The 21,164-nt window shown below is 73.1% G+C and carries 21 protein-coding genes; 8 read left to right on the top strand and 13 right to left on the bottom strand.

The genetic code is table 11. The features are described 5' to 3' along the window. Positions 1–5: 5 nt before the first annotated feature. Positions 6–692 carry a hypothetical protein gene (locus tag VKK44_RS30310; protein WP_343444601.1) on the top strand — a complete coding sequence of 229 codons (687 nt, stop codon included), beginning with the start codon at positions 6–8 and terminating at the stop codon, positions 690–692. Positions 693–759: 67 nt separating this feature from the next. On the opposite strand, the gene VKK44_RS30305 is transcribed toward VKK44_RS30310, so the two are convergent. Together VKK44_RS30305 and VKK44_RS30300 are read right to left on the bottom strand one after the other, a co-directional pair. Continuing rightward, entirely contained in the window at positions 760–954 is a 195-nt protein-coding gene (locus VKK44_RS30305) for a DUF397 domain-containing protein (RefSeq protein ID WP_343444600.1), read from the bottom strand. A 12-nt stretch (positions 955–966) separates the two neighbouring features. Next, positions 967–1,803 carry a helix-turn-helix domain-containing protein gene (locus VKK44_RS30300; RefSeq protein WP_343444599.1) on the bottom strand — a complete coding sequence of 279 codons (837 nt, stop codon included), beginning with the start codon at positions 1,801–1,803 and terminating at the stop codon, positions 967–969. A gap of 211 nt (positions 1,804–2,014) precedes the next feature. Here VKK44_RS30300 and VKK44_RS30295 point away from each other — a divergent pair, with 211 nt between their 5' ends. Then, complete coding sequence (locus VKK44_RS30295; RefSeq protein WP_343444597.1) at positions 2,015–2,191, top strand: hypothetical protein; 177 nt, start codon at positions 2,015–2,017, stop codon at positions 2,189–2,191. Then, a complete protein-coding gene (locus VKK44_RS30290; RefSeq protein ID WP_343447954.1) occupies positions 2,179–2,511 on the top strand; it encodes a hypothetical protein in 333 nt (110 codons plus the stop codon). The genes VKK44_RS30295 and VKK44_RS30290 overlap by 13 nt, the downstream gene beginning before the upstream one ends. Here VKK44_RS30290 and VKK44_RS30285 read toward each other — a convergent pair. The 3 genes from VKK44_RS30285 to VKK44_RS30275 all read right to left on the bottom strand — a co-directional run bounded on the left by VKK44_RS30285 (position 2,437) and on the right by VKK44_RS30275 (position 6,380). Next, positions 2,437–3,537, bottom strand: a complete 1,101-nt coding sequence (locus VKK44_RS30285) for a hypothetical protein (protein WP_343444595.1) — start codon at positions 3,535–3,537, stop codon at positions 2,437–2,439. The two genes, VKK44_RS30290 and VKK44_RS30285, sit on opposite strands and share 75 nt — an antisense overlap. Further along, positions 3,534–4,472, bottom strand: coding sequence for a transporter substrate-binding domain-containing protein (locus tag VKK44_RS30280; RefSeq protein WP_343444594.1), 939 nt, complete (start codon positions 4,470–4,472; stop codon positions 3,534–3,536). The genes VKK44_RS30285 and VKK44_RS30280 overlap by 4 nt, the downstream gene beginning before the upstream one ends. A 126-nt stretch (positions 4,473–4,598) precedes the next feature. Beyond that, positions 4,599–6,380, bottom strand: coding sequence for an alpha/beta hydrolase (locus VKK44_RS30275; RefSeq protein ID WP_343444593.1), 1,782 nt, complete (start codon positions 6,378–6,380; stop codon positions 4,599–4,601). Positions 6,381–6,644: 264 nt separating this feature from the next. Between VKK44_RS30275 and VKK44_RS30270 the strand changes: the two genes are divergently transcribed. After that, positions 6,645–7,055 carry a hypothetical protein gene (locus VKK44_RS30270; RefSeq protein ID WP_343444592.1) on the top strand — a complete coding sequence of 137 codons (411 nt, stop codon included), beginning with the start codon at positions 6,645–6,647 and terminating at the stop codon, positions 7,053–7,055. Between the two features lie 6 nt (positions 7,056–7,061). Here the strand turns inward: VKK44_RS30270 and VKK44_RS30265 are convergent, their stop codons facing one another. From VKK44_RS30265 to VKK44_RS30235, 7 genes are all read right to left on the bottom strand, one after another. Further along, a complete protein-coding gene (locus VKK44_RS30265) occupies positions 7,062–8,555 on the bottom strand; it encodes a serine/threonine-protein kinase (RefSeq protein WP_343444590.1) in 1,494 nt (497 codons plus the stop codon). Positions 8,556–8,585: 30 nt separating this feature from the next. Continuing rightward, a complete protein-coding gene (locus tag VKK44_RS30260) occupies positions 8,586–9,056 on the bottom strand; it encodes a hypothetical protein (RefSeq protein ID WP_343444589.1) in 471 nt (156 codons plus the stop codon). A gap of 100 nt (positions 9,057–9,156) precedes the next feature. Beyond that, positions 9,157–12,735, bottom strand: a complete 3,579-nt coding sequence (locus VKK44_RS30255; RefSeq protein WP_343444588.1) for an adenylate/guanylate cyclase domain-containing protein — start codon at positions 12,733–12,735, stop codon at positions 9,157–9,159. After that, entirely contained in the window at positions 12,732–13,532 is an 801-nt protein-coding gene (locus VKK44_RS30250) for an MBL fold metallo-hydrolase (protein WP_343444586.1), read from the bottom strand. Before VKK44_RS30250 ends, VKK44_RS30255 begins: the two co-directional genes overlap by 4 nt. Before the next feature lie 123 nt (positions 13,533–13,655). Then, positions 13,656–14,117 (bottom strand): RidA family protein, encoded by a 462-nt coding sequence (locus VKK44_RS30245; protein ID WP_343444584.1) that lies wholly within the window; start codon positions 14,115–14,117, stop codon positions 13,656–13,658. Positions 14,118–14,122: 5 nt separating this feature from the next. Next, positions 14,123–14,278, bottom strand: a complete 156-nt coding sequence (locus VKK44_RS30240) for a DUF4177 domain-containing protein (RefSeq protein ID WP_013289021.1) — start codon at positions 14,276–14,278, stop codon at positions 14,123–14,125. A 62-nt stretch (positions 14,279–14,340) separates the two neighbouring features. Then, the gene (locus VKK44_RS30235) at positions 14,341–14,787 is read right to left on the bottom strand and encodes a hypothetical protein (protein ID WP_343447952.1); all 447 of its coding nucleotides are present in this window, start codon (positions 14,785–14,787) and stop codon (positions 14,341–14,343) included. Positions 14,788–15,120: 333 nt separating this feature from the next. On the opposite strand from VKK44_RS30235, the gene VKK44_RS30230 reads away from it, so the two are divergent. The 3 genes from VKK44_RS30230 to VKK44_RS30220 are packed head-to-tail and all read left to right on the top strand — an operon-like array spanning position 15,121 to position 17,937. Continuing rightward, positions 15,121–15,729, top strand: coding sequence for an Rv0361 family membrane protein (locus tag VKK44_RS30230; protein WP_343444583.1), 609 nt, complete (start codon positions 15,121–15,123; stop codon positions 15,727–15,729). A gap of 26 nt (positions 15,730–15,755) precedes the next feature. Continuing rightward, a complete protein-coding gene (locus tag VKK44_RS30225; protein WP_343444582.1) occupies positions 15,756–16,730 on the top strand; it encodes an ArsA-related P-loop ATPase in 975 nt (324 codons plus the stop codon). Between the two features lie 55 nt (positions 16,731–16,785). Continuing rightward, positions 16,786–17,937, top strand: coding sequence for an ArsA family ATPase (locus tag VKK44_RS30220; RefSeq protein WP_343444581.1), 1,152 nt, complete (start codon positions 16,786–16,788; stop codon positions 17,935–17,937). A gap of 18 nt (positions 17,938–17,955) precedes the next feature. Here VKK44_RS30220 and VKK44_RS30215 read toward each other — a convergent pair whose 3' ends face one another. Next, positions 17,956–18,279 (bottom strand): WhiB family transcriptional regulator, encoded by a 324-nt coding sequence (locus VKK44_RS30215; protein WP_343444579.1) that lies wholly within the window; start codon positions 18,277–18,279, stop codon positions 17,956–17,958. A 400-nt stretch (positions 18,280–18,679) separates the two neighbouring features. On the opposite strand from VKK44_RS30215, the gene VKK44_RS30210 reads away from it, so the two are divergent. Next, positions 18,680–21,118, top strand: coding sequence for a penicillin-binding protein (locus VKK44_RS30210; protein WP_343444577.1), 2,439 nt, complete (start codon positions 18,680–18,682; stop codon positions 21,116–21,118). Positions 21,119–21,164: the final 46 nt, after the last annotated feature.

Raw genomic sequence — 21,164 nt, 5'->3', positions numbered from 1 at the left:
GTGGGGTGGGAGCGGGTGAGGTGGAGCGGGCGGGTGAACGGCTGTACGCCGTGTTCGCCGGGCATCCGATGCCCGCAGACATGGCGGCGTGCGAGCACTGCGTGGACCCGGCCGACGTCGACCACTTCCGGCGGACGCCGCTGCACGCTTTGACGCCGGACCAGCTCGGCAGCTACCTGTCCAACCCGGGCACCTGGGGCGACGGGAGCGAGCTGCCGCACCTGGTGCCCCGGCTGCTGACCGCGTACGCCGCCGGCGAGATGACCGACCAGTCGTGGCCGGACACGCTGGCCCGCCGGATCGCCGGGCACTGGGCGGACTGGACACCCGCCGAGCGGAGCGCGGTCGAGGACTTCCTCCGCGCCTGGTGGCGGTCGACGCTGACCTCGTGGCCGTCGGACCATCCGGCGGAGGACATCCTGGACGCGGTGGCCGCGCTGGACCTGGACCTCGGCCCCTACCTGGCGGACTTCGCCGAGCTGCCGGGTCAGACGCCCAGCCGCCACCTCGCGGAGGTCGTGCGGTGGTCGGCACCCGACGAACGGTCGAGACGCGAGCTGGACCGGTGGCTGACCTCCGACATCCCGGCCGGGCTGCTGTGGGCTGCGGCGGTGGCCGACGCGGGGACCCCGCTCGGCGACGAGTTGGTCGAGGCCGCCGACCTGGCCGACCTGCTCCGCACCACGCGCTGACCCGGGTTCGGGGCAGATCTTGGAAGCAAACGGCCCTCAGCTTCCAAGACCCGCGTACGAGAACGCGTCAGGCGTCGAACGTGCCGGACCTGATCGCGTGGACGAAGCCGGTCCACCGGTCGGCGGCGAACGACAGCGTCGGACCCTGCCGGTCCTTGGTGTCGCGAACCATCACGGCCTCGGGCGGGGTGGCAACCTCGACGCAGTTGCCGCTGGAGCCGGACCGGGTGCTCTTGCGCCAGGTGACGCGAGTCAGGTCCATGCCGGCGCCCTCCTAGGCGATCAGGTCTGCTGCGATCGAACGCAGCGTATCTCGCGTTTGCTTGGGTGCCAGCGCAAGGGCTTGCAGTTGCTCATGAGCCGCCGCGTAGGCGACCACCTCGCTCGGTCGGTCCAGATACAGCGCGCCGGTCAGGGTGTCGACGTACACCATGCGCTCCTCGGCCGCGTCCGGATACGGGTCGGGCAGGGGTGGGAAGTCGAGGATCACGAAGCTGCCGTCGAAGCCGACCCCTGCCGAGTAGGGCAGCAACTGGATGTGGACGTTGCTGCGGGTCGACTCCTCCGCGAGCCGCAGGAGTTGGCGGTGCAGCACCTCCGGGCCACCGACCATGCGACGTGCCGCTCCCTCGTCGATGACCACTCGTAGGATCGATGGTTCGTGACCGGCAAGGATGGCTTGGCGCTCCAGCCGTAGGGCGACCTGGCGTTCCACCTCGTTGTCGCGCATCGGCACCGGAGCACCTTCGAAGGCCGCCCGGGCGTACTCCTCCGTCTGCAACAGGCCGGGCACCATCTGGCACTCGTAGGTGCGGATGACGGACGCCTCCGACTCCATGCCCACGTAGGCCGCGAACCAGTCCGGCAGGACATCGCTGTACCGCTGCCACCAGCCGCGCTGCTTGGCCTGCCGGGCTACCGCGATCACCGCTTCGGCCTGGTCGCCCTCGACGCCGTACAGCGTCAGCAGGGCGCGCACGTCGTTCGGGTGCGGGCGGACTTCCGCCGTCTCGATGCGGCTGAGCCAGCTCGCGTCGTGGTCGACCCGCCGCGCGGCTTCGGCCGAGGTGATGCCGGCCCTGTCACGGAGTTGCCGCAGGGTGAGCGCCAAGCGTCGCCGCCTGACGGTGGGGCTCTGACGTGGAGGCACGCCGACATCCTGCCATGCGGAAGACATGATTTCTGCTCGCAGACACCCTCTCCGCAATCACGCCATACGCATATTGCGGATTACGTGTGTGCGTGGGACGGTGTTGGTGGGTGTGGTGGTCGGATGACCGTGCGTGGCCCGGCTGCCACGCCCCTCACGCGAGGAGGGGCGGATGAGCAGAAACCTCAGCTACGCCGAGTACGTGCTGGCCCTGGCCGAGGAGTTGGCACGAAAGCACCGTCCGGTGTGGTCGCTGCGCCGGGCCAGGCGGGTGTGCGCGTGCGGGTCTGCGCTGCCGTGCCGGGTCAAGCAGCGGGTCCTGACCAACCGGGGTCACTGGCCGACGTGAAGGCCGGCGACCTGCTCCACGTGACCCGCGCGGCCAGCCCGCAGTTCGTCACGCCGATCCTGTTCCGGGTGATCCGCGAACTCGACTGGACCACCTTCGACGGGTGGGTGTGGCTCGACGGCTACCAGGTGGACGAACGCGGCGAGGCGACCGCCCGTCGAAGCATCTTCGTCATGAGGGCCGCCCTGCGTCCCCCGATCCGCCAGGTGCGCCCCGGCACCACGATCCCACGCGAGCCGCGCCGGTCAGCGGACCGTACGGCAGGCGGCGTCGATGCGGTGCACCGGACGGACCCGGCGACCCAGGCCCTCCAACAGTGAGTCCTCCACGTGGAAGTCGCGCACCCGGAGCTGCCGCCGGGGCAGCTCGTCCTCGCTCGGGCAGAGCACCTGCGCGCGTACCTGGCCGATCGGCAGGTAGCGGACGCCGCCACGTTCCTGGAGCAGCACCACGTCGACGTCGTCCACGGTGACCACGTGACCGCGGACGTCCTCGGTGACGCCCGGCGACGTCTCGACAGTGGTGACGGTCAGCGGCAGCACCGGCGTGCTGATCACCGGCAGCGCGGCCCAGACCAGCATGGCCAGCACCGCCGCCTCGGTGACCGAGGCGAGCGGCCGGATCACCGCCGCCGGCAGCGGGCCGGTCACGAACAAGGCCAGCACCGGGGGTACGACCAGCAGCGCCAGCGCCAACGTCTCCCCCTGCCGGCCGGCGTCGAGCAGGGTGGGCCCGAGCAGCCAGAGGTAGCCGGCGAAGCCGACGGCGAGCAGCAGCAGGCGGGGCACCCGCTGCTCGTGCAGTCGTTCCGGGCCGAGCTGGAACGCGGCCACGAACGCCGGCAGCAGCAGCGGCAGGTAGAGCAGCGGCCAGGTGACCAGCGCGAGCAGGAAGCTGGCCACCGCGAACCAGGCCGGCGTGCTGTCCACCCAGCGGGCGAAGAGCGGCCGGCGGATTCCGGACGGCATCCGGTCCACGCTGACCCGCAGCACCGCGCCGAGCGCGAACACCGCGACCAGGGCGGTGGAGAGCAGCGCGGCGGCGGTGGTGAGGAAGCCGGCCAGCAGGTTCACCGTGCCGACGTTGGCGACCAGCAGCAGCGTGGTCTGCAACTCGCCGCCCGCCTCGACGCCGAGCCGCAGCACCGAGAAGACGGCCGGCACACCGACGACCGCGGTCCAGAACGACTGGGTGGCCCGCGCGCGGCGCTCGGCCGGGTCGGCCGGCGGCGGCACGGTCCGGGCCGGCGCGGCGGCAACCGGGCCGGCAGTGGCAGCCCCCGGAGCGGCAGTGCCGGCACCCGGCCCGGCCGCACCCGCCCCGACGGCGTCCGCCGGGGCGGTCATCGCCGGGGCGCCTTGTCGTCGAAGTCGACGAGCTTCGGCACGTTCAGCGGCTGCGGCTGGGACTTCTCCGCCTTGAGCCACGGCCCGAGCGTGCGGTTGTACGCGGTCAGCCACGGGCTGCTGATCCCGTCCCGCCCCTCCAGGTAGCTCTTCTGGAGCGCGAACGCGACCAGGTCACGCAGCGCCGGATCGCCGATCGGCACACCGACGCCGAGCAGCTCGCTGGTGCCGAACGGCATGTCGACGATCTCGAACTCGGTGGGGTACTGGGAGAGGAAGCCGGCCAGGATGGTCTCGTCGGAGCTGACCGCGTCGTACCGCTTCTCCCGGATGCCCCGCACGCAGTCGCCGACGGTCTTCACCACGTACGCCCGGATCTGGTGCTTCTCCAGTTCCGCCTCGGTGGTGGAGCCGCCGCTGGTGCAGACGCGCAGCCCCGGCCGGCGCAGGTCCTCGATGGTGCGGACCTGGTCGCGCAGCCGCGTCGGCACCATCACCTCCTGGGTGGTGACGAAGTACGGCCCGGCGAAGCTGATCAGCTTCTCGCGCTCCTCGGTCATCGAGAAGCTCGACACGATCAGGTCGACGGTGCCGCCCTGGAGCGCGGGAATGCGGTCCTCGGTGGCCAGTGCCACCCACTGGATGCGCTGTTCGCCCTGGAAGCCGAGGGAGGCGGCGATGTAGCGGGCGATCTCGACGTCGAAGCCGGTGTGCGCGCCGTTGCGCAGCTCGCCCATCAGCGGCTCGGTCTCCGACACCCCGATCTTGATCTTCGCCTGGCCGTCGATGTGCGAGTCGTGCAGCTTGTCGAGCACCGAGGGCAGCGGGGGTTCGCGGCGGTTGTCGCAGCCGGCGGCGGCGGCCAGGGTGAGCGTCAGCGCCACAGCCAGCGTGGTGGCGAGGGAACGGAGCCGGCGGGGAGAGACCTCGGGCATCGGGCACCTCGATCACGGGACACGACTACGGGAACACCCAGCGTAGCGAGCGTCGCACAACACGCTGTCTCCCCACGGCCCGGGGTACGGCGGACGCCCGATCGCCCGCCGTACCCCGGGGGTCCGTCAGCGGACGGTCAGCGTGCCGATCGCCGGCCGCGGCGTGGTCACCGGCGGCAGCCGCTTCGGCTCGCCCCGACCGGGCACGCCGGCGCGGGCCAGCTCGCTCTTGGCCGCGGCGACCCGGCCGGCGGCCGGGTCCTCCTGGAACGGCTGGGCGTCACCGACGCAGCGCACGCCCTTGGCCGGCGGCTTGCCGGTGAGCAGGTACGCGTCGATCTTCCCGGTCACGCACGCCGAGGTGCCGTACGCGGTGTGCCCCCAACTGTCGCTGCTCAGCAGCCGGCTGTTCGGCAGCAGCGCGGCCGAGCTGACCGCACCCTGGTAGCTGGTCGCCGGGTCCCAGTAGTTGCCGACCACGAGCACCGGGGCGGCGGTGGTGCGGTTGAACGGGCCGGTGTAGGCGTCCTCGTCGCGCACGGTCCAGGTGTCGCGGGCGCAGGGCGCGGTGCCCCAGGCCCAGGCCCGCCCGAAGTAGGGCGCCCGCTGGTCCTCCCTGGCCGCCAGTGCCGGCCAGGCGTCCGCGCTCCTCGGGTGGTACGCGTCGGTGCAGTCCACGGTCAGGAACGTCTCCAGCCCGTTGTCGTACGGGAAGTCGTACCCCCGCTGCTGCCGGGCCTGCGCGGCACGGGCGGCGAGCGCCTTGCGGGCCGACGCGGCGGCGGCCCGGCCGGTGGCCGGGTCGGTCGCGGCCAGTAGTTGCCCGGTGATGTCCACGACCGACTGCCAGCCGTACGGGTCGTAGAGCACGTTGAGCGTGGCCCCGACGAAGTCGGCGTAGCTGACGGTGAACGAGCCGTACTCCGGGTCGTCGATCACGGCCGGCTTCTTGCGCAGCCGCTGCGCCACGGTGTCGTACACGGTGACCGGGTCACCGTCGGCCGCCAACGCGCACCGCTCCGGACCGACCTTGCCGCATCGCACCAGGATCTCGTGCAGCGCCCGGTACGCGCCGTCGGCGCTGCGCAGCCGCGTCTCCTGGAGCTGGTTGCGGGCCCGGCCCTGACCGACCCAGGCGTCCGGGTTGAGCACGCCGTCGACGACGAGCGCGCGGAACCGGTCCGGGAACATGTTGGCGTAGTACTGGCCCAGCGCGGTGCCGTAGCTGAAGCCCAGGTAGCTGAGTTTCCGGTCGCCGACCGCCCGGCGCAGCACGTCCATGTCGCGGGCCACCTCGACGGTGGACGCCGCACCGGTCAGCGGCCTGCCGGTGGTCGAGCACGCCGCGCCGACCGCCTTCGAGGAGGCGACGTACGCCTTCTCCTCCGCCTTCGTCCACGGGAACGCGACGTTCAGCCCGGCGTACGCCCGGGTCTGGTCCTTGACGGTGCGGAAGCACTTGATGGTGTCGCCGGACCCGACGCCGCGCGGGTCGACGCCGACCACGTCGAAGCGGTCGAGCAGGTCGTCGCCGAGGAAGTAGGGCGCGGCGAGCGCGATGCTGGTGCCGGAGCCACCCGGACCCCCGGGGTTGAGGAACAGGCTGCCGATCCTGTGCTGCTGGTCGCGGGCCCTGACCCGGAGCAGCGCGACCTCGGTGGTGGCGCCCTTCGGGTTGTCGTAGTCGAGCGGCAGGCGGACGGTGGCGCACTCGGCGTAGTCGTAGCAGGCGTACCAGTCCAGCTCCGGCGTCGGCACGCGATCCACCCGACGCGCCTCCGCCGCGCTGGTGCGGTCGTACGTCGTCGGTTGCGGCGTCGGCGCGGCCACGGCGGGCGAGACGGCCGATCCGGCGAGGAGGATCCCGGCGATCCCTGTTGCGGTGAGGGACCGGATTACACGGGGCATGTGACTGCCTTCCGGTGGGGAACAGATCCGTCGAGGGGACCTCGATCCCGTCACTCTAGGATTCGCCAGCGACCAGAGTCGGCCCCCAAAGACTGACGAAAGCCGCAAAAGGTCAAGTTATGTAACGATTTTTTCTCGATCGACGCTTTTCGTGCTCCGATGTGGAGCGCGAGTGACGGGAAGCCGTCCCGGGCCGACGGTTGACAGTTCGACGCGCTGGGCCATGCTTGTCGGGTGAGTTCGTTCCCGAGGTCCGATGCGCGGGTGAAGGCCGTCGCCGCGTCCATGGCGACGGTGGCGGCGCTGGTGACGCTGGCGGTGTGGCGACCGCCCGGCATCCTGTCGGTGGTCCTGGCCCTGGTCTGCGTCGTGCTCGGCATGGTCGCCGGCGTGACGATCACCGCCGCCCGGCAGTCCCCCGGCGGCGGCGCCACGCCACCGGTCGAGAGCTGGCCGATCCCCGACCCGGGATACGGCGTGGACGCCGACACGCTGGAGGCGATCGACCCGCGCGCGGTGCGGAACCTGCGCACCCCCGGCGGCGCTCCGGTCGACGCGGACACGCTGGAGGCGCTCGACCCCCGGGCGGTCCGCCGCCTGCGCGCGGCCGGCGCGCTCGACGCCGACACGCTGGAGGCGCTCGACCCGAGGCCGGTGCGGCAACAGCGGACGTGAACGGGCTCAGCGACCGGTGAGCGTGGGACGGGCGAGCGCGTTCACGCCCTGCCCGGCCAGGCAGCGGTAGGTGCGGTCGGGCTCGCTCTCGGCCGGCGGCAGCACCTCCAGGTTCCACCCGGTCGCCGGTTCGACGCCACTGACCAACCGGAACGTGCCCACATTGCAGACCTTGCGGACGGTCGGGTCGGCGGCGACCACGTCGTGGCCGGCCCCGGTGAGACCGCTCGGCAGGTCACCGGCGGCGTAGGTCTCCCAGGTGTGCTGACCGTCGCACGGCACCCGGCTCGCCTCGGCACGTTCGCGGCGCAGGCGTACCGGCCCGTAGCACTCCAACTCGGGCGCGCAACGCGCACCGGCCGGGAGCCGGACGTCGGCGGACGCGCAGCCGGGCATCGGCGTCGGCCCGGCCACGCCGGTGGCCACCGGTGTCGGCGACACCACCACCGGCGGCGTGCCACCGGCCAGCCACGCGCCGCCGCCGGCCGAGGCGGCCAACGCGAGCACCCCGGCCCCACCGAGGAACCAACGCCTCGGCCAGCGCCGGCTCCGCGTCGGCATGGTCGGGTGGTCGTCCCGGACCGGCTGCCGAGGGCTCGGCCCGCCGGTGCGGTCGTACGGCCCGCCGGTGCGTTCGTACGGGCCACCGACGAACGGGGGCGCCGGGGTGCCGGGGTCGAGCGGCAGCGCGGCGAGCAGGCCGCGAAGCTCGACGGCGGAGGGCCGCGCGCCCGGGTCGTTCGACATGCCCAGACGCAGCACGTCGATCAGCTCGTCGGGCACCCCGGGCAGGCCGGGGATCGGATGCTGGAACATCTCCAGCACGGTGACCAGGCTCGGGTTGCGCTCGGACTGCCAGCGCGGCGGCCGGCCGTGCATCACCGCGTAGAGCGTCGCGCAGAGCGCGTAGACGTCGACGGCCGGGCTGGGCGGGCTGTGGTTGAACATCTCCGGCGGCGCGTACGCCGGGGTGAGCACCTCCAGCGTGACCGAGGCGTCGCGCACCTCGGCCAGCACCGCCAGACCGAAGTCGGCAAGCACCGCCGAGTTGAACTCGGAGTGCAGGATGTTGGCCGGCTTGACGTCGCGGTGCAGCACGCCGGCCGCGTGCGAGTGGGCCAGCGCGTCGGCGATCTTCACACCGAGGTCGCGGGTCTCCAGCGCGTCCAGCGGCGAGGTCCGCATCCGTTCCGCGTACGAGCCGTCGCACAGCTCCATGATGAGGTAGGGGTGCTGGTCGACGGTGACCCCGACGTCGAAGAGGTCGACCACGTGCGGGTGCGACGACATCCGCCCGGCGGCGCGGGCCTCGCGCAGGAAGCGGGCCTGGTCGCGCTCGCTGTCCAGCGTCCGGTTCTCGACCTTGACGGCCACCTCGCGCCCCACCGAGATCTGGGTGGCCCGGTAGACGGTGGCGTAACCACCACGGGCAAACACCGACAGGTCGGTCAGACCGGGCACAATGGGCAGCCGCAGGGCGCCGGGCGGGGTCTCGGTCACGACTCGAAAATACCCAACGGTCCCGGTCGGTCAGCGCGCCGCGTCGGAGGCGGACACCGGCGCGGAGTCGTCCGGCCCGGTCGGGACCACCGCGACGGCGGCGCCCCGGCGGGCGTCCCACCACAGGCCGGCGGCGGTCGCGAGCGCGCCCAACCCCTCCCACGCGGCCACCCCGAAGAACCGGCCCGGCGCCACGTCGGAGAGCACCGCGATGGTGAACACGGTGAACGTGACCAGCCGGAACCAGACCGTGAAGCGGTAGAACGGCCGCCACTCGGTAGCCACCGCGAGCAGGTAGTAGACCCCCATGTTGAACGAGGCCATCGAGGACGCGGTGAGGAACGTGCCGGTGTAGTCACCGGGGCCACGCTCGGCCGGCACCTCGAAGCCGAGCAGGCGCAGCTGCGTCTCCGGCCAGATCAGACCCAACGCGCCGAGCAGCAGCGCGAGGAACCCGAAGACCGCGATCGTCCAGCCGGCGCCGGAGCGCGGCAGCCTCATCGTTCCTCCCCACGAACTCCTCCGGCGGCGCTCGCCGACTGCACCACGCTAACCGGCCCCACCGACGAGCACATCCCCGGAACCGCCAGAACAGGGGTGCTCAGCCGGCGGCGAGACGGGCCCGCAGCGCGTCCGCGGCCCCCCGCTCGCTGAGCTGCTCGGTGGCGTACGCCAGGCGGACCGCCTCCTCGGCGCTGGCCAGCGCCTCCGCCGGACGGCCGGCGGCGTCCAGCGCCTCGGCCAGCACCAGCCGCGCCACCACCTGGCTGCGGACGTCCTCGGCCGGGGCGGCGATCGACCGCTGCGCCCAGTCCAACGCCTGCTCCCGCTGGCCGTGGGCGAGCAGCGCGGCAGCGTACCGGGCCATCGTCTGCCGCCGCGAGATCAGCAGCGAGGGCGCGTTGGCCGCCACGGTGGCCACCGGGGCGAGCAGCCCGACCGCGGTCCCCGGGTCACCGGCCGCGACCCGGGCCATCGCGAGCAGCACCCGCGGCGCCACCTGGGCCGGCGCCTGCGGGTTGTGCGGCTCCACACTGGTCAGCACCGACCGCGCCTCCCGCTCGGCGGTCTCGCAGTCGCCCATGTCCAGCGCGACGAAGCCGCGCAGCGTGCCGGCCATGCCGGTGAGCAACGGATGGGTGGTGCGGCCGGCGTACTCCAGCGCGTCGGAGAACAGGTCGGCGGCGTGCTCCGGCTCGCCCAGCCCGCGCGCCACCACGCCGCGCACCACCAGCGCGAAGCCCTGCCCCCAGTCGTCGCCCACCTCGGCGAACTCCCGGTACGCGCGCCGCGCCGCCCGGTCCGCCTCGGCCAGGTCACCCAGCTCGGCGGTGGCGTACGCCTCGACCGCCCGCAGCGTGCCCACCGCCCACGCCTCGCCGACCCGCTCCCCGAACGGCAGGAACACCCGCGCCAGCCGGTACGCCTCCCGCAGCCGGCCGGCGAGCAGCCGGGCGAACGCGGTGGTGCCGCGCAGCCAGGCCCGCCCGTACGGGTCCTTCAGCTCGGCGAACAACCGGGCGGCCCGGCCGAGCACCGCGTCGGTGCCGGCGAAGTCGCCCCGGGTGGTGGTCACCCAGGCCAGGTTCTGCAACGACCAGGCCTGCCCGCGCAGGTCCTTCGCGGCGAGGCTGACCTGGTAGGAGGCGGCCAGCCGGCTGCTCGCCTGCCCCAGCCGGCCGGCGACGAAGTCGGCCATGCCGAGCCGGCGCATCGCCGAGGCCCGCAGCGGGGGCAGGTCGGCGTCGGTGGCCACCTGCAACGCCTCGGAGTAGCTGCGGTCGGCGCGCTCGGCGTCGCCCAACGTCTGCTGGGCCTGCCCGGCCAGCAGCAGCGCCGCGGCCCGGGTGGCCGGATCGCCGGCGTTCGCGGCGATCTTCTCCGCCGAGGCGAGCGCGTCGGCCGGGCGGCCGATCTGCAACAACGCGCGGGCGTGCACCACCCGGTCGGCCGGAGGCACCGCGCCACGGGCCAGCTCGGCGGCGCGTTCGGCGTACTCGACGGCCAGCGCCGGCTCGCCGACGCGCAGCGACCGGCGGGCGGCCCGGCCCAGCGCGGCCACGCCCAGGCCGGCGACCGCCCGGGCCGGCGCATCCGGGCGGAGCTTGACCGCGTCGGCGAGCGCGGTCGCCCGTTCGACGTGCTCGGCGACGAAGTCGTCCCGGGCCGCCTCGGTGAACCCGCCCGCCGGGGTGCCCGCCTCGGCCACGCTCTCCGGGGCGGCCCAGCGGGCCAACGCGGCGTGCCGCTCGGCCAGCTCCGCCTTGCTCACGCCGGTGTACGCGGCCTCCCGCATCAGCGGGGTCGCGAAGGCGAAACCGGTGCGGGTGCGGTGCAGCATGCGACGTTGCAGCAGCTCCTCGACGGCCCGGTCCAGCTCGACCGCGGCCACCGCGGCGGGCCGTCCGTCCCGCCCGACCCGCTGCTCGCGCAGCGCCTCCAGCGCGCCGGTGGCCACCGTGTCGCCGACCACCGCGGCGTCGCGCAGCACCGAGCGGGCGTCCGGCGGCAGCGCGTCGATGCGCGCCGCGAGCACGGCGGCCAGGTCCCGGGAGAGCAACCGGCTGCCCAGCGAGCCGGGGGCCAGCCGCCAGGCCACGTCCGCCCCGCGCCCCGCGCCGGCGGTCAGCGCGCCGCGTTCCATCAGCAGCGTGACCAGTTCGGCCAGGTAGAACGGATTGCCCTGGGCGGTGGCGAGCAGCCGGTCCGCGTCGGCCTGGGACAGCCGGCCCCCGGACAGGTAGCTGGTGAGCAGCCGAGCCGCGTCCGCGCCGCGCAACGGCGGCAACGCGTGCACCTCGGCGTCCGCGAGCCGGGTGAGCGCGCCGGCGGTACGCACCAGCTCGGGGCGGCCGAGCAGCAGCACCAGCACCGGCCCGGTGAGCCGGTTGAGGGTCAGCGCGAGCGCCTTGACCGTCTCGGCGGTGGCGTCGTGCAGGTCGTCCACCACGATCACCAGCGGAGCCTCGCCGGCCAGCCCGCTGAGCAGTTCCGCGACGGCGTTCGGCACCACCTCGGCGTCCGCCGGCGCGGTGGCGGCGTTCCACTCGACGCTCTCCGTGGCGGGCGGCAGTTCGGCGTACCCGAGCAGGGCCAGGAGCTGGTCCACGGCGATCGGCGGCGGGTCGCCGGGGAGCCGGGCGAGGCGCTGGCCGAGCCGGCGCAGGCGCTCCTCGACGGCCGGCCGGGTCACCGCGGTCGCCGCGTCGTTCGGCAGGCCGACCGCGGCGCGGACCAGGTCGGCCAGGGGCGCCAGCCGGCGTCGCTCGCCGAACGCGGCGCAGCGGACCGAGAGCACCCGGGCGCCGGTGTGCGCCGCGTACCGGCCGGTGCCGACGTCGTAGCCGGCGGCGAGGCGCTCCACCTCGGCGGCGAACCGGGACTTGCCGATGCCCGCCTCGGCGGTCATCAGCAGCACCCGGGGTTCACCTCGGTCGATCACCTCGGCGAGCCGGCCGGCGACGCGGCCGATCTCGGTCTCCCGGCCCACGTAGGGCGCCTCGTCGCCGAGGCCGGACCGGGTGCCCGGCGCGTCCAGCAGGCCCAGCAGCTCGTACGCCTCCACCGGTTCGCGCTTGCCCTTGAGCCGCAGCGGACGCAGCGCCCGCCAGGAGGCGACGTGCCGGGTCGCGGTGGAGGTCCGCGCCCCGGCGTAGATCGCGCCGACCGCGGCGGCGTCGGCGAGCCGGGCGGCGGTGTTCACCGTGTCGCCGATGACGGTGTACTCGATGGCGGCCTGGATGCCGGCGATGACGTCCCCGGTGTTGAGCCCGACCCGCAGGCCGAGCGGCGCCCCGCCGCCCCGCTCGTCGTCGAGCACCCGGCGGACGGCCCGTTGCATGGACAGCGCCGCCCGGACGGCCCGCTCGGCGTCGTCCTCGTGCGCGACCGGCGCGCCGAAGACCGCCATGATCCCGTCACCGGTGAGCTTGTCGACGTGCCCGCCGAACGTCTTGACCGCCCCGGCCAGCGCGGCGAGCACCCGGTCGGTGACCGCGCCGACCCGCTCCGGGTCCAGGTCCTCGGACCAGGAGGTGAACTCGGAGAGGTCGCCGAAGAGCACGGTGACCACGCGGCGCTCGGCGGCCGGCAGGGTCGCGGCGGCCGGCAGCGCCGCTCCGCAGTTGTGGCAGAACCGCGCGCCGGGCACCGCGACGGTCCCGCACACCGGGCAGGTCACGGCTGCTCCACCCCGAGGTGTTCGAGCTGGGCGCGGACCGACCACTCGGCGGCCCACCACAGCGACCGGTCGACGTCGGCGTAGACCACGGCGACCACCTCGGGCGCGGTGCGGGCGCCCGCAGCCACCGCGGCGCGCACCTGGTCGAGCCGGGCCCGCCGGTGGGCCAGGTAGAACTCGGCCGCCGCGCCGCAGTCGGCGAGCGCCGGGCCGTGGCCCGGCAGCGCCGGGATCCCCCGGTACGCCGAGAGCAGCTCCAGGCTGGCGAGGTAGTCCCCGAGGTGCCCGTCCGGGTGGGCGACCACTGTGGTGCCCCGGCCGAGGATGGTGTCACCGGTCAGCACCACCCGCTCGCCCTCGTGCTCGGCCAGGAAGCAGACCGAGTCGGCGGTGTGCCCGGGGGTCTTCAGCAGCCGGAGCATCATCCCGAAGCCACCGAAGTCCTCGGCCGGCTCGGTCAGCGGCTCACCGCCGATGGTGTGCGCCGGGTCGGCGGCGAGCACGTGCGCGCCGCCGAGCAGTTCGCTGAGCCTGGGCGCGCCCTCGGTGTGGTCCGGGTGCCCGTGCGTGATCAGCACGAGCCCGACCGGCCCGTGCGCCGCGATCGCGGCCAGATGCCCCTCGTCGGCCGGGCCCGGGTCGACCACCACGGCCGGCGCGTCCGGCCCGGCCCGCAGCACCCAGGTGTTCGTCCCGTCGAGCGTCATCGGCCCCGGGTTGGGCGCACGCAGCAGCGAAACCCAGCCCGGCAACTCTTCCGCGAGAGCCCCTGCGGCCCCCGTCACACGCCCACCCATGGCAGCGATCGTACGACCCCACCCGCCACTCCCCGCGATCTTGCAGTTCCGGCCCGGGGTTTGTCCTCGTTCGGGGCTTGTGCCGGGGCGGAACCTGCAAGATCACGGGGGCCGGGGGACGCGCTACGCGACCTCGACGATGACCTCGACCTCGACCGGCGCGTCGAGGGGGAGTTCGGCCACGCCGACCGCGCTGCGGGCGTGGCGGCCGGCCTCGCCGAAGACGGCGCCGAACAGGTCGGAGGCGCCGTTGATGACGGCGGGCTGGCCGGTGAAGCCGGCGGCGCTGGCCACGAAGCCGGTCAGCTTCACGATCTTGACGACGTTCTCCAGCCCGACCAGCGCGTCGATCGCGGCCAGCGCGTTCAGCGCGCACCGCTCCGCCAGGTCCTTCGCCTGATCGGCGGAGACACCGTTGCCGACCTTGCCGGTGGCGAGCAGCTTGCCGTCGGCCATCGGGAGCTGGCCCGAGACGTAGACGTGCTGCCCGGACTGGACGGCCGGCACGTAGCTGGCCACCGGCGGCACGACCTCGGGCAGCGCGAGACCGAGTTCGGCGAGCTTCGCGTGCGGTCCGTTGCTCATGGTCGTCAGCCCTTCGGGCGCTTCAGGTACGCGACGAGCTGCTCCGGGTTCGGCCCGGGCACCACGGAGACCAGCTCCCAGCCGTCCTCGCCCCAGTTGTCGAGGATCTGCTTGGTCGCGTGGACCAGCAGCGGGACCGTGGCGTATTCCCACTTCTGCATCGGAGGAAGGCTCCCTTGCCTGACTTGGACTTCGGTCAGGCACAGCCTACGGTCCGACCGCCTCAGCCAGTCGCGGGACGCTGCTCCGGAGCGGGTGACTCGCCGCAGGGGCCCTCGTGCTCGTAGCGCTGCGGGCAGCGACCGCGGTCGGGCAGCAGCAGGTCGCAGAAGACGCGGTGCCGGTTGTTCTGGTCGTCGGCGGTGGAGACGGTGGTCTCGCCGGCGTCCAGCTCGGCCAGGAAGCCGAGCGAGGTGGCCACGATGCCGGCGAGCGCGGTCGCCGCCGCCAGGTCGGCCACCCGCACCGGCAGGTGGATGACGTAGCCCGGCTCCTCCTCGTCCCGCCGGCGGCCGGCCGGTCGGAGCAGCGTGCGGACCACCTCGACCGGGGGTCGGTAGGAGCGCTCGTTGAACGGTGTGCCCGCGCCAGGACCGTCGGCGTCACCGGGCCGGGCGGCCCGGTCGCCGGGGGGAAACTGGGCTCGGGGAACGTTCTCCGCGTCGCGCATCCGCTGCCTCCGGACGTCGTACCTGTTCATGGGCACCACCGCGCGGCTCGGAATCCCCCGGTCCGACCGCCGTGTCGCGACGAACGTAGGACGTGGTCGACCACTCCGACAACGGGACGCGCATGACTGATCACGTTTAGTCACATATGTGACACAAGACTGGTCCGGAACGCGACGGCGCTCTCGCGTTCGGCACGCCACACGCGGGGCTGGCAAGCGGCCCGCCGACCGCTACCCTTCCGGACTGGACGCGCGCGGTCGCGCGCCCACCACCTCGACCCCGTGCCCGTCGCCTGGGGCGGCGACGGGCGCGCCGCAACCCGGGGGAGACCGATGACCCAACCGCCCGCCGGTGGCACCACCGGCACACCCGGCGAACCGATCCCACAGCCGGCATTCGTCGGGGCCACGCCGCCGGCCGGCCCCGGTCAGCCACCACCCGGAGCCGGCCCGCCGCCGGGGCTCGGCCAGCCGCCGTATCCGTCCGGGGCGCCGCCGCGCAAGCGCCCGACCCTGCTGATCGTCTCGCTCGTGCTGGCCGCCGCGGTCCTGCTGTGCGGTGGCGGTGGCACCGCCGCGTTCCTCGCCCTCCGCAACGGCGAGGACGGCCAGGGCGCGAAGGAGCCGCAGGTGGCGGTGGACGGTTTCCTCAAGGCCGTCTACCAGGAACGGGACGCCGACAAGGCGGCCACGTTCGTCTGCTCCGCCGCCCGCGACGACGAGAAGATCGCCGCCAAGGTCGCCGAGGTGCAGAAGTACGCCGGGCAGTACCAGAACCCCCGGTTCCGCTGGACCAACCCGACCGTCGACAACCAGACCGGGGACCGGGCCACGGTCTCCACCCGGGTCACCATGACCACCGCCGACGAGAAGGTCGCCGATCAGGAACTCCGCTTCACCGTGGTGCGGAAGACGGGTTGGTGGGTCTGCGAGGTCGCCTGATCCCACCGGCTGGTTAGGCTCGACGGGTGGCAGCGAGTGAGCAGCCGGCCGAGTCCGGCGGCAGATGGCCGGGCCGCCTGCACGTGGTGACCGGCAAGGGTGGCACCGGGAAGACCAGCGTGGCCGCCGCGCTGGCCCTCGGACTGGCCGCCGGGGGCCGGCGCACGCTGCTGGTCGAGGTCGAGGGGCGGCAGGGCATCGCCCAGCTCTTCGGCACCGACCCGCTGCCGTACGAGGAGCGGCACCTCACCGACGCGCCCGGCGGCGGTGAGGTGCGGGCGCTGGCGGTCGACGCCGAGGAGGCGCTCCTCGAGTACCTGGACATGTTCTACAAGCTCGGCGCGGCCGGCCGGGCGTTGCGCAAGCTCGGTGCGATCGACTTCGCCACCACGATCGCCCCGGGCCTGCGGGACGTGCTGCTCACCGGCAAGGTCAAGGAGGCCACCACCCGCACCAGCGGGTCCCGCCGGGCGTACGACGCGGTGGTGCTGGACGCGCCGCCGACCGGGCGCATCGGCCGGTTCCTCAACGTCACCGCGGAGACCGCCCGGCTGGCCAAGGTCGGCCCGATCAAGACCCAGAGCGAGGGCGTCTCCGCGCTGCTCCGCTCCCCGATGACCGCCGTGCACGTGGTGACGCTGCTGGAGGAGATGCCGGTCCAGGAGACGCTCGACGCGGTGGCCGACCTGACCCAGTTCGGCTTCCCGGTCGGCCGGGTGATCGTCAACGGCGTCCGTCCGCCGGTGCCGGCCGGTCGCCCGGTGACCGCGGCCGAGCTGAAGCGGGGGTTGGCCGCCGCCGGCCTGCCGACCGACGCCCGGACCGTGGCCGGCCTCACCGAGGAGGCCCGCGACCAGCGGGTACGCCGCGAGCTGGAGGATTCGCTCCGCGGTGACCTGGTGGAGCTGGGGCTGCCCCTGACCGAGCTGCCGCTGCTGCCCGACGGGGTCGACCGGGCCGGGCTGGAGACGCTGGCCGAGACGCTCGTCCGGGCGGATTGACTCACACCTGGGGCCGGCTGCGGAGCAGAGAGCCCCTCGGGACCGATACGCTCGATTGGTGCCTTCCGAAGACGCGGCGCCTCCGCTGGACGTCGACCAGATCCTCGCCGACCCCGGCGTGCGGATCGTGGTCTGCTGCGGGGCGGGCGGCGTGGGCAAGACCACCACCGCCGCGGCGCTGGCGCTGCGGGCGGCCGAGCGGCACGGCCGGCGGACGGTGGTGCTCACCATCGACCCGGCCCGCCGGCTGGCCCAGTCGCTCGGCCTGACCGAGCTGGACAACACGCCCCGGCAGGTCAAGGGCCTCGACGTCGAGGACAGCGGCGGCGAGCTGCACGCCATGATGCTCGACATGAAGCGCACGTTCGACGACGTGGTGCTCCAGCACACCGACCCGGCGAAGGCGGCGGAAATTTTCGCCAACCCCTTCTACCAGGCCATGAGTTCCACCTTCGCCGGCACCCAGGAATACATGGCGATGGAGAAGCTGGGTCAGCTCCACGCCCGCGGCGAGTGGGACCTGATCGTGGTGGACACGCCGCCGTCGCGCTCCGCGCTCGACTTCCTCGACGCGCCGGCCCGGCTGTCGCGGTTCCTCGACGGCCGGATGCTGCGGCTGTTGCTGGCCCCGGCGCGCAGCGGTGGGCGGAGCATGTTCAGCCTGGTGACGGCGAGCTTCGGGATGTTCTCCAAGGTGGTGCAGAAGGTGCTCGGCGCGCAACTGCTCACCGACCTGTCCGGCTTCGTCGCCGCGCTCGACTCGATGTTCGGCGGGTTCCGGCAGCGGGCCGAGCAGACGTACCGGATCCTCCAGGCCGGCGAGACCGCGTTCCTGCTGGTCGCGGCGCCGGAGCCGGACGCGGTCCGGGAGGCCGCCTACTTCGCGGGCCGGTTGCGCGACGAGCGGATGCCGCTGGCCGGGCTGGTGCTCAACCGGGTGCACCTGCCGGCCGCGCCGGGGTTGTCGGCGGAGCGGAGCCTGGCCGCCGCGGAGCGGCTGACGGACGTCGGCGGGCACGAGGGCACGGTCGAGGTGTTGCGCGCGCACGCCGCGCTGGCCCAGCAGGCGGCCCGGGAGCAGCGGGTGGCGGCCCGGTTCACCGAGGCGTTCCCGGCGGTGCCGGCGGTGTCGGTGCCGGCGCAGCCCGCCGACGTGCACGACGTCGACGGGCTGCGGACGATCGGCGAGGCGGTCAGCCGGCGGTGAACGCGCCGACCGGACCGGTCAGGACGTGGCGGTGGTGACCAGGATCCTGTCCTTGCCGGCTTTCTCCTTGGCGTTCTTCCTCATGGCCGCCTCGAACATCTTGCGCCAGCTCGTCACCTGCGGGTGACGGCGGAGCAGCGCGCGACGCTCACGTTCGGTCATGCCGCCCCACACGCCGAACTCGATCCGGTTGTCGAGCGCGTCGGCCAGGCACTCGTACCGAACTGGGCAGCTCCGGCAGATCCTCTTTGCCACGTTCTGTTCGGCGCCCTGTACGAACAACGCGTCCGGGTCCCCGTTCTGACACGCCGCCAGTGACGGCCAGTCAGTGATCATGCCCATCTGTACACGTCCCCCCTTGCAGTACCTACCGACGTCGCGCGAGCAGCCTCGAACTCCCCCCGGTCGTCCGGCCGGCCTCCCCAGGGCGGCACGGACGACGTGTGGCTGCGATCGCCGTCACCATCATGCTGTGTAGTCACCCGATTACGCAACGTTGTCGGCGAAATCCCTAATTTCCGGACACTCCCGGCTTCCCGGGCCTTCGCCCGCCGTCTACCCGGCCCCGGTACGGAAAAACGCCGCGCCGCTCCCCCGTTCGGCGGAGACTTCTGCGTTTCTCCCGCAACCCCACACCAGGGCTCGTGCGTTTAGCACAACGAGGCCGGCGCGGGATGGAAATGGGGAAAGTTCCCCACGCGCCCGCCGATCCCTGCTCGCGTACCCTGTCGAGGTGACCTGGATGCGGAAACGTGACCACAACGTGTTGACCAACGCCGCATCGCTACTGATCTGTGGCCTGTTGGCCGGCGTGGTGGTCGCTGCGGCGGCCTTCCCCGCAGTGGCGATGTCCGGACTTGCCGCCAAGGCGGGTGCCGAGACATTCGGCGCCCTGCCCAAGGAGCTGACGGTGGCCCGGGCCCCGCAGATCACCTACCTGCTGGCCTCCGACGGCAAGACGCCGCTGGCCACCATGTACGACGAGAACCGCAAGGACGTCAAACTCAAGGACATCTCGCCCTACATGGTGAAGGCCATCATCGCGGCCGAGGACCACGACTTCTACAAGCACAACGGCGTGGACCTCAACGGCGTCGCCCGGGCGTTCGTCAACAACCAGTCCACCGGCTCGTCCCGGCAGGGCGCGTCCACGCTCACCATGCAGTACGTCCGGCTGGCCATCTCCTACTCGGCCACCCACCCGGCCGACGTGGTCGCCGCCACCGAGGACACCAGCACCCGCAAGCTGCGCGAGATGAGCCTGGCGCTCCAGGTCGACAAGGAGCTCTCCAAGGACGAGATCCTGGAGCGCTACCTGAACATCGCCGCGTTCGGCAACGGCGCGTACGGCGTCTACGCCGCCAGCCAGGTCTACTTCGGCAAGCCGCCGAGCAAGCTCGACATCCAGGAGTCGGCGATGCTCGCCGGCATGGTGAAGGCGCCGACCGCGTTCGACCCGACCACCAAGGCCGGCTACCCGGAGGCGGTCGGCCGGCGCGACTACGTCATCCAGAACATGGTGCAGACCGGCGCCATCACCCAGCCCGAGGCGGACGCCGCCAAGAAGATCAAGCTCCAGGTGCGGGACAAGCGCACGCCGAACGGCTGCGTGCAGACCAACACCAACTCCTGGGGCTTCTTCTGCGACTACTTCTACCGCTGGTGGCTCCAGCAGGAGACGTTCGGCGGCACGTCGTACGACCGGGAGCGGCGGCTCAAGAGCGGCGGCTACACCATCGTCACCAGCATGGACGTGCAGGCGCAGAAGGCCGCCGACAAGGCGGTCCGCAACCACCTGAGCGAGAGCAGCAAGGCGGCCCGGATGGTGGCCGTGATCGAGCCGGGCACCGGTCGCGTCCGGGCGGTGGCGGTGAACCGGAAGTTCAAGATCGACGATCCGAAGAACCCGCAGAACAAGATCTCCAGCGACCCGCGCAAGGCGAAGAAGAAGATCCGGGGCAACTACCCGAACACCGTGAACCCGCTGGTCACCGGCGGTCCCGGCATCGCCGGCTACCAGGCCGGCTCGACCTTCAAGATCTTCACGCTGGTCGCCGCGCTGGAGAAGGGCTACCCGCTCAGCTACAGCATCAACGCGCAGAAGGTCTTCAAGTCCGACTACCCGGTCGAGTTCAACTCCCCGGCCGCCTGCCCGGGCACCAACAAGTACTGCCCGCAGAACGCCAACGAGTCGATGGCCGGCATGCACAACATGTGGAGCGGCTTCGGCTTCTCGGTGAACACGTTCTTCATCGACCTCCAGCAGCGGGTCGGCGCGGAGAACGTGGTCAAGGCGGCGCAGAAGCTCGGCATCAGCTTCCGCTCGTCGGACGACGCCAAGCTCGCGGCCAACCCGCACCAGTGGGGCGCGTTCAGCCTCGGCGTCTCGCAGACCACCCCGCTGGAGCTGGCCAACGCGTACGCCACGCTGGCCGCCGACGGCAAGTACTGCGAGCCGATCCCGGTGCAGGAAATCCGCGGGCCGGACGGTGACAAGCTCGACATCGCCAACCCGCACTGCGAGCAGCGGATCAGCACCGAGGTGGCCCGCGCCGCCGTGGACGCCGCCCGCTGCCCGGTCGGTGACCGCTCCGCCACCTCGAAGTGCGGCACCGCCACCGCCGGCAACGTCCGCGGCATCGTCAAGGCGCCGGTGGCCGGCAAGTCCGGCACCACCGACTCGGAGAAGACCTCCGCCCTGGTCGCCATGACCAAGCAGTACGCGGTGGCCGGCATCATGGCCGACCCGGACTGGGCGCAGACCAACCAGAAGATGGGCCACGACGTGCCCAACGGCATCAACCCGGCGGTCTACGAGACGCTGCGGGACGCCATGAAGGGCAAGGAACGGAAGAACTTCACCCCACCGGACGGCAAGATCGTCATGGGTGACCAGCGTTCGATCCCGGGCGTGAAGTGCGAGTCCGTCGACACCGCCAAGTCGCGGATCAAGGGCGCCGGTTTCGAGCCGGTGGTCTCCAGCAGCAGGGTGCCGTCGGAGTGCCCGGCGGGCACCGCGGCCGGCACCAGCCCGGACGGGCGCACCATCAAGGGCGGCGTGGTGCTGATCGAGGTCAGCTCCGGGCAGGGCGCACCGAAGCCCGGCGACTCCACCGGACCGGGCGGTCCGGTGGTTCCCCCGAACCCGGGCAACGGCCGACCGGGACGCCCACGCGGCTGACCGGCGAACGACGACGACGGGCGGGCACCCCTGCGGGTGCCCGCCC

This window comes from Micromonospora sp. DSM 45708 (assembly GCF_039566955.1).
GTDB lineage: Bacteria > Actinomycetota > Actinomycetes > Mycobacteriales > Micromonosporaceae > Micromonospora.
Note: the sequence above shows the minus strand (reverse complement) of the source record. Positions and strands in the feature narration are given on the sequence as shown.